This window comes from Desulfallas sp. Bu1-1 (assembly GCF_015594625.1).
In the GTDB taxonomy this organism is placed as follows: Bacteria; Bacillota; Desulfotomaculia; order Desulfotomaculales; family Desulfallaceae; genus JADNRQ01.
Genome location: NZ_JADNRQ010000007.1, coordinates 50,868 through 65,680, shown reverse-complemented (window position 1 = coordinate 65,680; position 14,813 = coordinate 50,868). Strand labels below are relative to the sequence as shown.

General features: G+C 47.7%; 12 protein-coding genes. 6 read left to right on the top strand and 6 right to left on the bottom strand.

Going from position 1 to position 14,813, the window contains the following annotated elements:
• Positions 1-21: 21 nt before the first annotated feature.
• The 4 genes from IT084_RS08855 to IT084_RS08840 form a co-directional block, all read right to left on the bottom strand.
• Positions 22-1,656, bottom strand: a complete 1,635-nt coding sequence (locus IT084_RS08855; protein ID WP_195712501.1) for an AMP-binding protein — start codon at positions 1,654-1,656, stop codon at positions 22-24.
• A gap of 351 nt (positions 1,657-2,007) precedes the next feature.
• Positions 2,008-3,687 (bottom strand): AMP-binding protein, encoded by a 1,680-nt coding sequence (locus IT084_RS08850; RefSeq protein WP_195712500.1) that lies wholly within the window; start codon positions 3,685-3,687, stop codon positions 2,008-2,010.
• 469 nt (positions 3,688-4,156) lie between these two features.
• Positions 4,157-5,296 (bottom strand): acyl-CoA dehydrogenase, encoded by a 1,140-nt coding sequence (locus IT084_RS08845; RefSeq protein WP_195712499.1) that lies wholly within the window; start codon positions 5,294-5,296, stop codon positions 4,157-4,159.
• Between the two features lie 368 nt (positions 5,297-5,664).
• Entirely contained in the window at positions 5,665-7,119 is a 1,455-nt protein-coding gene (locus IT084_RS08840) for a sigma-54-dependent Fis family transcriptional regulator (RefSeq protein WP_195712498.1), read from the bottom strand.
• A gap of 275 nt (positions 7,120-7,394) precedes the next feature.
• Between IT084_RS08840 and minC the strand changes: the two genes are divergently transcribed.
• Positions 7,395-8,042 carry a septum site-determining protein MinC gene (minC, locus tag IT084_RS08835; protein ID WP_195712497.1) on the top strand — a complete coding sequence of 216 codons (648 nt, stop codon included), beginning with the start codon at positions 7,395-7,397 and terminating at the stop codon, positions 8,040-8,042.
• Between the two features lie 21 nt (positions 8,043-8,063).
• On the opposite strand, the gene IT084_RS08830 is transcribed toward minC, so the two are convergent.
• Positions 8,064-8,597, bottom strand: coding sequence for an NUDIX hydrolase (locus tag IT084_RS08830; protein WP_195712496.1), 534 nt, complete (start codon positions 8,595-8,597; stop codon positions 8,064-8,066).
• 18 nt (positions 8,598-8,615) lie between these two features.
• Positions 8,616-9,233, bottom strand: a complete 618-nt coding sequence (locus IT084_RS08825; protein ID WP_195712495.1) for a DUF3786 domain-containing protein — start codon at positions 9,231-9,233, stop codon at positions 8,616-8,618.
• A gap of 382 nt (positions 9,234-9,615) precedes the next feature.
• Between IT084_RS08825 and IT084_RS08820 the strand changes: the two genes are divergently transcribed.
• From IT084_RS08820 to meaB, 5 genes are all read left to right on the top strand, one after another.
• Entirely contained in the window at positions 9,616-10,593 is a 978-nt protein-coding gene (locus IT084_RS08820) for an acyl-CoA dehydratase activase-related protein (RefSeq protein WP_195712494.1), read from the top strand.
• Entirely contained in the window at positions 10,593-11,708 is a 1,116-nt protein-coding gene (locus tag IT084_RS08815) for an acyl-CoA dehydratase activase-related protein (RefSeq protein ID WP_195712577.1), read from the top strand. The genes IT084_RS08820 and IT084_RS08815 overlap by 1 nt, the downstream gene beginning before the upstream one ends.
• A gap of 36 nt (positions 11,709-11,744) precedes the next feature.
• Positions 11,745-12,716, top strand: a complete 972-nt coding sequence (locus tag IT084_RS08810; protein WP_195712493.1) for an acyl-CoA dehydratase activase — start codon at positions 11,745-11,747, stop codon at positions 12,714-12,716.
• Between the two features lie 526 nt (positions 12,717-13,242).
• Positions 13,243-13,782, top strand: a complete 540-nt coding sequence (gene cobO, locus IT084_RS08805) for a cob(I)yrinic acid a,c-diamide adenosyltransferase (protein WP_195712492.1) — start codon at positions 13,243-13,245, stop codon at positions 13,780-13,782.
• Positions 13,783-13,800: 18 nt separating this feature from the next.
• Positions 13,801-14,757: a methylmalonyl Co-A mutase-associated GTPase MeaB gene (meaB, locus tag IT084_RS08800; protein ID WP_195712491.1), complete on the top strand. Its 957-nt coding sequence runs from the start codon at positions 13,801-13,803 to the stop codon at positions 14,755-14,757.
• The last annotated feature ends 56 nt before the right edge of the window (positions 14,758-14,813 follow it).

Sequence of the window (14,813 nt, the reverse complement as noted above, 5' to 3'; positions counted from 1 at the left end):
CTATACTTATAAAACCTTATGTTATCTCTTACCGGCCCACTCCCTTTCACGCAATTCGACCCTGCGGATCTTGCCGCTGATGGTCTTGGGCAGGCTATCGACAAATTCAATCTTCCGCGGGTACTTGTATGGAGCCGTCACCTTCTTCACATGCTCTTGCAGTTCTTTAACCAGTTCATCCGAAGGCTGGTAACCCGGCGCCAGAATAACAAATGCTTTTACCACTTCGCCGCGGACCTCGTCCGGGCTGGATACAACGGCTGATTCCGCCACCGCCGGGTGTTCAATCAGCGCGCTTTCCACCTCAAAAGGCCCGATCCGGTAGCCCGAGGCAAGGATAACGTCGTCGGCCCGGCCTACGAACCACAGGTAACCGTCTTCGTCCTTGATGGCCCGGTCGCCGGTAATATACCAGTCGCCCCGGTAGGAGGAAGCGGTTTTTTCGGGGTTCTTCCAGTATTCCTTGAACAAACCGACCGGCCTTTCAGGCTTGACCCGAACGGCAATGTCACCTTCTTTGCCCCTGGGCAGAATATTACCTTCATCGTCAATTACTTCCACCACAAAGCCCGGGGATGGTTTGCCCATGGAACCGGGGCGCACTTCCAGGCAGGGGAATGAGCCGACCATACACACGCTTTCGGTTTGCCCGTACCCATCCCTGATTTTTAAACCGGTATGCTTTTCCCAGGTATCGATAATTTCGGGGTTAAGCGGTTCACCCGCTGCTACCACATGTCGCAACGTCTTAAACTTATACTGGGAAAGGTCTTCCAGAACGAACATCCGGTAAGCCGTTGGCGGCCCGCACATGGTGGTGATGGGATATTTCTCCAAGTTACTCAGTGTTTTCTTGACGTCAAAGCGTGGTGTATGGTGCACGAACAACGCCGCGCCACAGTTCCACGGACCAAAGAAACTACTCCAGGCCGCTTTGGCCCAGCCGGTGTCGGAAAGGTTCCAGTGGAGATCATCCGGCCTTAAATCAAGCCAGTATTTACCGGTGATAATATGGCCGATGCCGTAACTGGCCTGGGTATGCAAAGTCATTTTCGGATAACCGGTGGTCCCGGAAGTAAAATATAAGATGGCATTGTCATCACTGCGGGTATTGGCGGTCTCAAAATCATCGGATGCGCTGCTGACGACATCTTCGTAGTTGATCCAACCATCTCGGTTGCCGCCGACCAAAATAAAGCTCTTTACGGAAGGACATTCGTTGCGCACTTCATCCACTTTAGGGGCGTTCTCCGGATCTGTAATGACGCAAACAGCCTCAGCGGAATCAAACCGGTACTTCAAATCCTTGGGCGTCAGTTGCGTGGTGCCCGGGCTGATTACGGCACCCATCCGCAAGCAGGCGATGTTGGTCTCCCACCACTCGATCAATCTCGGCATGACAACGACAACAACATCGCCTTTCTTAACCCCTTGTTCAGTCAATACGTTGCATAATTGACGGGACCTCTTACAAAGTTCGGCAAAAGTTTTCTTTACCTCATTACCATCGTCATCAACCCACCAAATGGCCAACTTATTCGGGTCTTCAGCCCATTTATCCAGTACGTCCCTGGCAAAATTAAAGAATTCCGGCACTTCCCACTTAAATTCTGCATAGGTCTTGTCGTAATCACCCATATTGTGTGTCTGGCTCATTTAAATCCTCCTTTTTTCAAATAATGTTACTTGCAGCCGGGAAAAATCACTGCTCCGTTTTTTCTCTTTTCATTATTGCAAAAACTTAGCCACTTTTCAGAATTGTTAGTTGACTGGTTGGTTAGATCGTTTAATTGCCTTTTATCAAAATAAACGGACCAAATAAATTTAAAGCCCAAAATATTTATCGTCCACGAATAACTACACTAATTTGCTTTATAGGCCTTTTTTGATAAAAATAATTTAATAGTGTAAACAAGCGTTTATATGTTCTGAATAAACACAATTATCAAAACCCGTTGCTACACGTTACCAAGGCTGAACACGAAAATTTTCCGTTCAATCATATCATCAGGCCGTTTCAATTTTTGCATCCTCTTCGCGCCCCAGGATTTTAACGGCCGTATCACGCAACTTGTATTTTTGAATCTTGCCACTGGCGGTAGTCGGATACTCATCAACGAAAATCACAAAAGCGGGGATCTTGTGCCGGGCAATTTTGTCTTTGCAAAACTCCTTGATTTCATCTTCAGTACATATCTCACCCGGTTTTTTCTGCACAAAGGCAACAACTTCCTCGCCGTACTTCCGGCTGGGCACCCCCACCACCTGAACGTCCTTGATTTTGGGATGGGTATATAAAAATTCCTCAATCTCACGGGGGTAGATATTTTCGCCGCCGCGAATAATCATATCCTTTAATCTTCCCGTTATTTTGCAGTAACCATTTTCATCCATTACAGCCAGGTCACCCGTATGCAGCCACCCATCACTGTCAATGGCCTGGTCCGTGGCTTCTGGCATATTATAATAACCCTTCATCACGTGATAACCACGGGTGCACAATTCGCCCTGCACTCCGGGCGGCAATTCTTCGCCGGTCTCCGGGTTGACAATTTTCACCTCTACGTTGGGCAGCGCCCTTCCCACCGTGCTGACCCGCAATTCAATGGGGTCGGTGGTCCTGGTCATGGTTATTCCCGGAGATGATTCGGTCTGCCCGTAAGTGATGCAAATTTCATTGGCGCCCATCTTACTTACCACAGCCTTCATCACTTCGATGGGACAAGGGGAACCAGCCATAATCCCGGTACGCAGCGACGAGGTGTCATACTTGTTCTTTTCCATTTCCTCCAGTTCAGCGATGAACATTGTCGGAACGCCATGCACAGCGGTACACTTGCAGGTTTCAATGGTTTCCAGGACACTCACCGCGTTGAACGATTCCACCGGCGCCATGGTTGCGCCGGAAACCACGCAAAGCAGGGTTCCCATTACGCAGCCGAAGCAGTGGAAAAACGGCACGGGGATACACAGGCAATCATCGGGGGTAAAATTCATGCACTCCGCCTGGCTTAAAGCGTTGCCGATAATGTTTGTGTGGGTTAACATAACACCTTTGGGGAACCCGGTGGTACCGGAAGTATACTGCATGTTGATTACCTCGTCCGGGTGCAAAGAAGACTGCCGCGATATCAGTTCTTCGTCGGAAATCCTTTTACCCATTTCCATCAGATCGTCCCAGTTGTACATACCCGGCATCTTTTCTCGGCCAATGTAGATTACGTTTTTTAACCTGGGCAGCCTGGCGCTGTTTAATTTCCCCGGTTCACAATTTTTTAGCTCGGGGCAAAGCTCGTACATAATGTTTACGTACTCATCAGGTTGCTTGACACCGTTTACCAGAATGATGGTGGTAGAATCAGATTGTTTTAACAAGTATTCCAATTCAAAGGAACGGTAATTGGTATTTACCGTCACCAGCACGGCCCCCATCTTTGCGCTGCCGAACTGGGTATAGATCCATTCCGGCACATTATTGGCCCAAATGGAAATGTGTTCCCCTTTTTCAATCCCCAGAGCCATAAACCCCTTGGCCACCTGGTTACAAATATCCCGAAATTCACGGTAGCTGAGCTTGATCTGTCTTTTGGGGTACATTAACGCCAGATTATCACCCAGTTTATCCGCCATTAAATCAACAAGCTCTCCCATTGTAATTTTGCCGACTTCAAACTGTGGTGCTTTCATTAAAGTATTGACCTCCTTCAAAAATTTTTAATTAGTTGCCCGATGTTTCAGTGAGATTTTCCCGGAATGCAGGAAATTTATTTTTTTTCCTAATAATTAGTTAATATTCTAACTGTTTATAATATTCTAAATTGTTTTCCTAAAATCCTTTCTACTGATTAAAAAAAAGACTATTATCAAAAATTATTTGGATATAACTTTAATATTTAAAGAATGGCAGGCATGCGGTCCTTTTTCCTGCAGATCTTGCCGCACTTTTCCATATCCCGCACCAGTTCCAGGACAATGACCGTCTATATGCCGAAGTGCCCGATAATCTCAACCACCGTATGCCTTTTCTTTGATAAACGCCATAATATGGCTACTTCAGCGAATATTTTTTGACTGCGATTCAGCCGCCCCGTTTAGGGGGATGTAATACTCTCTATATTTACGACTTCCTCCCATGAAGAATCCCCGGATTAAAATCCTAACAACCGATTTGGCGGGCAATAACAAGCCTTTGCACTTCGGAAGTACCTTCGCCGATTTCCAGCAGTTTTGCGTCGCGCAAGTATCTCTCCACCGGAAATTCTTTCATATAACCATAGCCGCCGTGAATTTGGATGGCATCAAGGGCCGCCCGGGTAGCCATCTCCGAAGCGAAAAGTTTGGCGATCGCGGCTTCTTTGCTATAGGGCTGGCCGTTATCTTTTAACCAGGCTGCTTTCAAATACATCAGCCTGGCCAGTTCAATATTAACCGCCATATCGGCAAGCTTGAATTGGATAGCCTGAAACTTGGAAATGCTTCGCCCGAACTGCACCCTTTGATGAGCATATTTAAGCGATGCATCCAGGCAGGCCTGGGCTATCCCCACCGCCATCGCCGCAATGGCAACGCGCCCCCCATCCAAAACCTTGAGAAATTGCTTGAACCCTTCGTTTAAATTACCAACCAGGTTTTCCCTGGGTACACGAACGTTGTCAAAAAACAGCTCGGTGGTATTGGAACCGTGTAGCCCCATTTTTTCATAGCTTGACCTGATGGTAAACCCGGGCGCATCGGTGGGTACAATAATGGCGGAAATACCCTTTCTACCCCTGGTTTTATCAGTAACAGCCGTGATGGTGACAAACTTGGCGTAACTGGCGTTGGTAATAAAACACTTGCTGCCGTTGATTACCCACTCATCCCCGTCCAGTTCGGCGGTGGTTTTCGTTCCACCGGCGTCGGAACCGGCTTCCGGCTCAGTAAGACCGAATGCTCCCACACATTCTCCGCGGCACAACATGGTCAAGTATTTTTTCTTTTGTTCTTGCGTTCCAAAGAGATAAATAGGCATACATCCCAGCGAGATGTGCGCCTCATAAGTAAGCCCAGTAGATCCGCAGGCGCGCGATATTTCCTCCACTGCCAGGCAGTAACTGACATAATCGGCTCCCGCTCCCCCGTACTCTTCGGGAAAAGGAAGTCCCATCAAATCCATTTCGGACATCTTATTGATAATGTCCAGGGGAAACGTACCAGTCCGATCAATCTCAGTTGCTCTAGGAGCAATTTCCTGCTCGGCAAAATCCCTCACCACATCCCTGATCATTTTTTGGTCCCGGGTTAAATTAAAATCCACTTTCCCGCCCTCCTTCACGTCATTTTGAATCTTTCAACTTGTTTAAATACTTAACCAGCAATTATTAAGCAACCACATGTTTGACCACCCCCAAACGCCGAAATTGAGACCCGAATTGCTATTTTCGACTCCCCAGCGGCAGCAAGGGGCATTAAACGGTTGCACCCCGAAACATTAATGTTAACCCGTTTTTACAAGTAGCAAACCATCCCTGTTAATAAAAAGAAAAGCCTACACCATTGTGTAAGCTATCCGGTGATAATTTTTATTAACTTAAACCCGCACCATCAACGTAGTACCACAAACGAACGAAACCCTGTCTAAACGGCCCGGCGCGCCCCTTGCCAACTCTGCAACAAACAATTAAATTAAGCCAGGTTGTATTTAACCAGTTTTTTATACAATCCGGGTCTGGATATGCCCAGAAGCTGTGCCGCCTTGGCCTTGTTTCCCTTGCTCTTCATCAGCGCCTGCAAAATGATGATTTTTTCAGCCTGGTCCATAATTTCCGCCAGAGTTTGCCCTTCCGAAAGCGTCAGGGAAAAACCGTTCTCTTGCTGAAAATCCTCCGATTCCCGGTTCGACCCTTCACTGCCAAGTATATTAGCAAGTTGGGCGGGTAAATGTTTTTTACAAATCACGTTCCCTTCAATCACATTGAAAGCGCGTTCGATGACATTTTCCAATTCCCTTACATTTCCGGGCCATGAATACCTTTGAAAAATTGTCTCTACTTCCTGGGTCAACCCTGTTACTTGTATACCGAATAACCGGTTGTATTTTTCAATAAAGCAATCAACCAGCGCGCGAATATCCTCTTTTCTTTCCCTGAGGGGCGGAATGGAGAGGTTAACCACATTCAACCGGTAATACAGGTCTTCGCGAAACTTTTTATATTTAACCATTTGATCCAAGTTAACATTGGTTGCCGCCACAACGCGGACATCAGACATTTTGGTTTCACTCGCGCCAAGCTTTTGGATTTCTTTATCCTGGATAAATCTCAGCAGCTTGGCTTGAAGTGAAAAGGACAAATCACCTATCTCATCCAAAAATACTGTTCCACCGTTGGCCTTTTCCAATTTTCCAATTTGACCTCCCCTTTTACTGCCCGTAAACGCCCCTTCTTCATATCCAAAAAATTCAGACTCCAACAGGGTATCTGGAATGGCAGCGCAATTTATTTTAACAAAGGGCCCCGAACGGCGCAAACTCGCGGCATGAATGGCCTGGGCGAAAAGCTCCTTTCCCGTACCGCTCTCACCCGTGATTAAAACAGTGGAATTACGCGGTGCAACCTTGAGCAATGTTTCTTTCAGGTCGATCATTTGCGGGCTGTTGCCGATAATGTGGTCCACGGTGTAAAACACTGTCAAACCATTACGGGATGCTTGCTTTTTCTTCCTGACCCCTTCTCCGAGTCCGTACCCCGGTTCACGTTCGGGAGTCAAAAAAATGATCTTGGCCAAAGCCCCTTGGATAAGCTGATTACTGATAATCGGGATATAGTCAGCCAAAAAACTGCGCCCGTCAATGCTATCCAATTTCCCGAATTCCGGCACCCCGCTATTAACGACCTTAATCAATCTTCGCAGCCCGTTATGCTTACAAACGTCAGTCAGCAGTCTGCCAATCATTTTATCCGGAGTAGTTTTAAGCGCTGAAGCCAAAGCGTTATTAACCTGCCGGACCTCGCCGTTCTCCCCGATAACCAGCAGGCCCTCGTTGCTGTTCTCAAAAATAGTGTTAAGAATTTTTTCAGCGGTGTAATCCTCCTTTTTTGACTTGCCGGCCAAATAGCTTGTGCTTTCCGGATAAAACACGCAGACCACCTCGCTAAAAATTTTGACTTATGGAAATATTTTAACAACTAAATCTTAAGATTGTACACACCCGTTAAATGCCCATTAAGGCAGTTATAATAATCTAGCTCGTGCATGCTTAAATTTTTAATTATAATGTTACAAATGGTAACACTTTTTGGTTTACAAAAGTAACGCCAAGATTTTATTTAACGCGACAATGGCATATAAAAATGCAGGAAAATGATTTTTTTTATCGAAAATTTTATGCATATCCTGGAAAAGGAGGTTGGCATTTGCCGAAAGAAGCAGTCAACATCAAAGGAACGCCACAGGGTTTGGTTATTTTGCTGGATCCCAACCGAAATTTTGAGGATATTAAAAGCGGTCTGATTAATAAGATGGAATCGGCCCGCGGCTTTTTTACCGGCGCCAAATTTACATTGTATGCCGGAAAACAGCTTGTTCCGGAAGAGCAAAGCGAGTTGGAAGCAATATGCAAAGGATACGGGCTCATACCTGTCCCGGGTGCTCACTGGATCAAGGGACAACGCCCGAATGCCCGACCCCCCAAGTCTGCTGACCAAAACCATACCTCGCCCGGCGAACATGCGCTGCTGATTAAACGCACTTTAAGATCAGGGCACAGAGTGACCTACCGCGGCCATATCACCATTTTGGGCGACGTTCACCCGGGGGCCGAAGTGGTAGCCGGCGGCAGTGTTGTTGTACTGGGAACCTGTTCCGGGTTCGTTCACGCCGGCGCCGGTCACAACCCTGAAGCTTTCGTTTTGGCTGCAGCCATGCAGCGGGCTCAAATCAGAATTATGGACCAAGTACTTTTTGAAACCCCCGATCACTTGACCGGCGGCCCGCTTATCGCCAAATTAGGTCCGGACGGTGTGACACTTTCCAGGTACGATCGTATCGGTGCAAGCGCATAAAATAGCCCCGGCTTTGAGGGGCTATTTATTTACCATCTTTTCCGCAGTCAAAAGGCCGATAATGGTCTTGGCATCGTGTATATCGCCGTTTTTAACCATCTGAAATGCATCCCGCAGCGGTACCAAATGTACTTCAATACACTCATCAGGGTCCAACTTGGGGTTATGCGGGGTTAAACCGCCGGCGAAATACAAGTATATTTTTTCAGTGCAAAACCCCGGCGAAGTAAAAAATGCGCCTATTTGACGCCAGTATACCGCTCGATAACCCGTTTCCTCCTCCAACTCCCTTTTAGCACAATCCAGCGGGTTTTCACCCGGTTCCACCTTTCCAGCGGGGATTTCCAGCAGTTCACGGCCAGTGGGGTAGCGATATTGCTTAACCAGCAATACTTCCTGTTTGTCGGTGACGGCAACAACAGCCACCGCACTGGCCAGGTCCACCACCTCCCTTGCCCCGGACCTGCCGTCGGGGAACTCTACCTGATCCTTGCGCACGGAAATGATTTTACCCTGATAAATTGTTTCCGTAGAAATTGTTTTTTCTTCGGGCATTTATCCATCCCCCAGCAATTAAATTTGGGCCGCCTTTTTCAGTTCCCAGACGGCAAGTCCCGGTAACAGCGCGTAATCTTCCGTATGTAAGTGACTGGAAGCCGAAACGTCAAAGAGAACATTGCCCGATGGCTGAAATTCATCGTCACCCTCCCACAATACAAAAGTGATTGGAATTTTGGGCAATACCGGCACCGTAACGGCCACATCCCCAAGATCTTCCTTCCACCCGCCAAGTTTTACCGCCGCCTCCACCAGTTTATTCGGATTAGAGCCAAAAATGGAAACCAAAGGTTTGATGGAGCGATTGGTAAATGGTCCGACATAAATGGAACCGCTCGGCAGTTCTCTGAAGGCCACCTTGGACCCTTCCGGCATCCTGTTGCTGCACTTGGCAAGGTAATGCAGCAATACTATTTGAAAGGCCTGCGGTACCTCCCCCTGCTCGTTGCAATACATCACCCTACCGCTGGGGTAGTAAACCCGGTATTCCTTACCCAAAAAAGGTACCGTAAAAAAGGATTTATCCCGTTCATAACTGACCATAGCCTTATCCGCCATGGATTCAGGATTTAAACGGGCGAATTCTTCAATGGCTTTCCCGTGCGCGGGGTTTAAATTAATTTGGGCAGACATGCCGTACCTCCTTCTCCTGTCTCTGGGCCGAATTTGTGTTTTCTTGCCGATTGTATCATCTTAAACCCGGCCAGCGTAAATACCTCCAATTTTTTTTCAACTCATCCATATATTCTACAGCACCTTGTCAGCCCCTGCCAAAAGGACAAGCATATATTTACATTCAAACGATTAAATTTAAATATAAAATTCAAGTGACACCCCGGCCGGTAAAATGTACAGAAGTAACCGGGGCACGGCAAGCTGTATTTTTTGTTGAAATTTAGAAAGGAATTTTTTCAATCAAAAAGAATATCAAGATAAGAATATATTAGATGTTTGGGCATTTTTTGGGTATTACCTGAAAATAACGTAAACAAATGTTTTACATGGAGGAATATAAATGATCCGTATCGGTATACCCAGCGCTTTGTTTTATTATGTATATTACCCCATGTGGAAGGTTTTTTTCGAGGAACTGGGGGCACAGGTGGTTTCCTCCGGAAAAACGACCAAAAAATTACTGGACAATGGAGTGCGCGAGGCTCTAGCCGACGCCTGCGTACCGGTCAAGGTTTTTTTTGGCCACGCCATCGCCTTAAAAGATAAGGTTGATTACTTATTCATCCCGCGCATTGTTTGTTTAAACAATAAGACAGTTTATTGCCCAAAATTTCTGGGCCTGCCGGACATGGTCCGTTACGGCCTGGAAAATATGCCGCCGATTATTGATGTGCGCATTGACACGCGCACCCGGCGCAATGCTCTGTTTAAGGCTTTTTATTCGGTTGGAAAATTATTGAACGCCAAATCGCTTAAAATATTCAAGGCGTATGTAAAAGCCAGAATGGCCCAGCTAAGGTTTCAAAAAATATTGCGCCGCGGCTTTCAGCCATTAGAAGCAATTGATATCATCTTCAATCATAAAAAAATCAAACCGGTCACCGGCGACGGTCGCCTGAATTTTGCCATTGTAGGTTATCCCTACACCATCCATGATCAGTATATCAGCGTAGACATCATCGGCAAATTGCGCCGCATGGGCATTAACGTTGTAACCGTAGACAACCTACACCCCCTGCTTTTAAAGTTGCAGCGGTATAAGTTGGGGAAAAGGCTATTCTGGACATTCACCGATCGAACCCTACGGGCGGCTTATTATTTTGCCGGGCGCAAAGACATAGACGGAATTATTCACGTTACGGCCTTCGGGTGCGGACCGGATTCCATACTGGATAAATTCATTCAAATTAATAACGGGTCCAACAAAATTCCATTTATGAGCTTGACCATAGATGAACACAGCGGTGAAGCAGGGCTGGGCACAAGGCTGGAAGCTTTTGTGGACATGGTAAAACGCAAAAAAAGGAGCGAACAATGATGCGCAAGGTTACCTTCCCGCACATGGGTGAATCCTACCGTACGTTTAAAATGTTGCTCAACGATCTTGGCAACGAAGTGGTACTGCCTCCCCGCCCCAGCCGCAAAACATTAAACTTGGGCGTGCAATACGCTCCAGAATTCGCTTGTTTCCCACTAAAAATTTTAATGGGCACCTACCTGGAAACAATTGAAAAAGGGGCTAACGTTCTGGTGACCTCAGGCGGTGTTGGTCCGTGCAGGGCCGGGCTATACGCCGAATTGCACAAAAGAATTCTGCATGACATGGGCCATCCCGTGGAAATGATTGTTTTTGAACCGCCGAGGTTATATCCATTGAATTTTATTCGCAACGTCTATAAGCTTAACCCGAAGCGGTTGTCGATCAAATCAATTATCGAATGCATCAAAAGAGCCTGGCGTAAATTGCAGGCCCTGGATAACGCGGAAAAAGCCACCCATGTCGTTAGGCCCAGGGAATTAACGCCGGGCACCACCACCAAAACATATAAGAAAGTGTTGGAATGGATAGACGCCGCCTATACCATGGATGAAATTATCGAAGCCGAAAAGGCGGCCTTGGAAGAAATATATAAAATTCCACAGGATCCTGAGCGGTTGGTTCTCAAGGTGGGCATTGTTGGAGAAATTTACGTTTTGCTGGAACCGGCCAGCAACCTGGAAATTGAGGAAACGCTGGGTAATTTAGGTGTAGAAGTGGAGCGGTCCATGTTTTTAACCGGGTGGACAAGGGACAATACCTGGAAAGAAACCGTTGAAGGCATGACCGTCAAGGACGCCGCGATGCCCTACTTGCCCGAATTAATCGGCGGACACGGCAGGGATTCCATCGGTAATACAGTGCTGTATGCAAAACGAAATTTCGACGGGGTGATCCAGCTGGCGCCCTTTACCTGTATCCCGGAAATAGTGGCCAAAACAATTCTGACCTCGGTTAGTAGAGATTATAATATACCGGTGCTCACCTTTTTCCTTGACGAGCAGACCGGCAAGGCTGGAATGACCACCAGGCTGGAAGCGTTTGTCGACTTAATGAAACGCAAAAAATTACTAAGAAAAACCGGTAAAATTCTACGTCCCGCCAGTGCCTTGTAATGGCTCATTATACAATCATTCAAGGAAGTGACTTTGATGAAAGCCTATCTTGGCATAGATGTTGGATCCGTCAGCACCAATATTGTAGTACAGGACGAGGCCGGAACAATTTTGGCAGGCCTTTATTTGCGGACCAAAGGACGGCCGGTGGAAACCATCCAGTCCGGATTGAAAGAAATTAAGCAATCTTTACCAGGTGACATCGAAATATGCGGAGTGGGCACAACGGGTAGCGGCCGCTACCTGGCTGGTGTAATGGTTGGTGCGGACGTTATCAAAAATGAAATCACCGCCCACGCCGTCGCCGCCACTTTTTTCGTCCCCGCCGTGCAAACGGTTTTTGAAATAGGCGGGCAGGATTCGAAAATAATAATTATCAGAAACGGTGTAGTTACGGATTTCGCGATGAACACGGTTTGCGCCGCCGGGACTGGTTCGTTCCTGGACCAGCAGGCGGCGCGGCTGGGGATCCCCATCCACGAGTTCGGCAAACTCGCCCTGCAATCGACGAACCCGGTGCGCATTGCCGGGCGGTGCACGGTATTCGCGGAATCAGACATGATCCACAAGCAGCAAATGGGGCACCCCCTGAAAGACATTATCAACGGGTTGTGCGAAGCCCTGGTACGCAACTACCTAAACAACGTCGGCAAGGGCAAGGAAATCCTGCCGCCGGTTATTTTTCAAGGCGGAGTGGCCGCCAATGCGGGAATTAAGGCCGCTTTTGAACGTGCATTGGGGATGGAAGTGCAAATTCCGCCGCACCACGACGTTATCGGCGCGGTGGGGGCGGCCTTATTGGCCCGGGAAGAAATGGCTTTAAACAATAAAACCACTAATTTCAAGGGATTCTTTATCTCCGACCTGACCTACCGGACCAGCAGCTTTGAATGCGACGGCTGCCCCAACTCCTGCGAAATCGCTGAGATTTACGAGGAAGATCGCGTCATCGGGCGCTGGGGCGCCAGGTGTCCCAGGTGGGATATAATTCAGGAGGAAAAAAATTGAACGGGGACAATTTAATGATAATCAGTATTATTTTTAATGTGACAGTGCTTGCCATTATGGTTTGCTCAGGTATCTGGGTGGGCCTTGACGCGCGTAAAAACGGCCGGTCGAAACTGGAGGCGGTAACCTGGGCAATTTTTGCCGGTTGGTTTTTTATAATCGGCCCTCTCTTTTACTTATTTTTTAAAAACAAAATTTATAAGCAATAATTAACTGTTCGTAGTGGTTGGAGGAAATATTTTCTCCAACCATTTTTTTTATAGCGGTTACCCAGCCCGGGGAGCAGCGTTTTTGACGCATTGACACATGTCTACGATCAGCTACAAAGATTTTGTTTTTTAGTGATGGGCTTCCTTTATAAACGCTGCGATAATCAAAACATAGCAATATGCAAGTCGGGATTTTCCAAGGAGTTTTTGATACAATACCCTAATTCGGCTTTCCGCTTAAAAGGCATGATTCTTGCTTATAAAATAATTAAAATAATTTGATTTTTCATGCTTGCTCATGGGAGGGAGGTGTTCCCGTGTCCCGACCCCGGTTAAATAAAAGCCTGGTGCAGGTTTATACCGGAAACGGCAAGGGTAAGACGACCGCAGCTCTGGGCCAGGCTTTACGGGCAATAGGTCATGGATACAAGGTGTTTATGCTCCAGTTTATGAAAGGCAGTAAAGAATACGGCGAACTCCAGGCCGCCGAAAAATACTTGCCCAGTCTGATTATCGTGCAAAGTGGCCTGGAAACGTTTGTAAGCAAAGAAAACCCGTCGCAGGCCGATATCGACCTGGCCAGGCAGGGGCTGAGTACAGCTCAAAAAGTGATCCGGGAAGGACATTACGACCTGGTGATTCTGGACGAAATAAATGTCGCCCTTGATTTCAACCTGGTCGATGTTGAAGAGGTGCTGAACCTGATCAAAACCAAGCCGGACCATGTGGAGTTGATTCTTACCGGCCGGTACGTGCCCAGGAAAATAGTGGAGCATGCCGATCTGGTCAGCGACGTCACCCTGGTCAAGCACCCGTATTACCAGGGTGTACCCGCGCGAAAAGGCATAGAATACTGACCCGGGCAGGTGAAAAACATGTTGGACGTTAACAAGCTTATTCAGGGTGACAGGCGCACAGCGGCCAAAATTATTACATTAATTGAAAACGACGGGGAAGGTAAGCAGGAATTGCTCAGTCGAATCTATCCCCATACGGGCCGCGCCCACGTTATCGGCGTAACCGGCTCGCCCGGAGCGGGTAAAAGTTCATTAACCGATGAATTAATTAAACAGGCACGCCGGCACAATTTTAAAGTGGGAGTAATTGCCGTCGACCCCACCTCGCCCATTTCCGGCGGCGCCCTTTTGGGCGACAGGATTAGAATGCAGGAGCATGCGCTGGACAAAGGCGTGTTTATTCGCAGCATGGGAACCAGGGGGTGCCTGGGCGGACTGGCCCGCGCCACCAAGGACGTGGTCAAGGTACTGGACGCCTATGGTTGCCAGGTCATTATCATTGAAACGGTGGGCGTCGGCCAAAGTGAACTGGACATCATGCATTACGCCGATACCACCCTGGTGGTGCTTACCCCGGGTGCCGGTGATCACATTCAAACCATTAAAGCAGGCATCATGGAAATAGCCGACATCTTCATAATCAACAAATCCGACCTGGGCAACACCAAAAGAATCGTCACCGACATCGAGCAAATGCTGGATATGAGCCCGCGTTACAAATCAAGCTGGCGCCCGCCCGTAATTGAAACGAGCACGGTGACCAAGGACGGCATCGAGAATCTCTGGTCGCTCATCAGGCGGCACTTTGAATCTACCCGGAGTAGCGGCGAGTTGAGGGAAACCGTACGCAACAGGGTGTGTATGGAACTGATGGAAATGGTTGAGGATGAGCTGCGCCGGCACCTCTGGGGTTATTTAAATCAAAACGGTAGCTTGAACGGCCTGCTGGACGACCTGGCCGACCGCAAGGCCGACCCCTATACCGAGTCGCGTAAATTAGTGGAAAGATTTTTAAACATTAAAAATAAACACTAAGAAAGGGGCATTGATTACATGTCGGGGAGCAAGATGGATGAAATAAAAGTCGCCAG

Coding starts and splice junctions, on each gene's coding strand:
- IT084_RS08820 (WP_195712494.1), top strand. CDS start 9,616: ATGATCCGTATCGGTATACCCAGCGCTTTGTTTTATTATGTATATTAC.
- IT084_RS08825 (WP_195712495.1), bottom strand. CDS start 9,233: ATGTCTGCCCAAATTAATTTAAACCCCGCGCACGGGAAAGCCATTGAA.
- IT084_RS08830 (WP_195712496.1), bottom strand. CDS start 8,597: ATGCCCGAAGAAAAAACAATTTCTACGGAAACAATTTATCAGGGTAAA.
- meaB (WP_195712491.1), top strand. CDS start 13,801: ATGTTGGACGTTAACAAGCTTATTCAGGGTGACAGGCGCACAGCGGCC.
- IT084_RS08850 (WP_195712500.1), bottom strand. CDS start 3,687: ATGAAAGCACCACAGTTTGAAGTCGGCAAAATTACAATGGGAGAGCTT.
- IT084_RS08810 (WP_195712493.1), top strand. CDS start 11,745: ATGAAAGCCTATCTTGGCATAGATGTTGGATCCGTCAGCACCAATATT.
- IT084_RS08855 (WP_195712501.1), bottom strand. CDS start 1,656: ATGAGCCAGACACACAATATGGGTGATTACGACAAGACCTATGCAGAA.
- IT084_RS08815 (WP_195712577.1), top strand. CDS start 10,593: ATGCGCAAGGTTACCTTCCCGCACATGGGTGAATCCTACCGTACGTTT.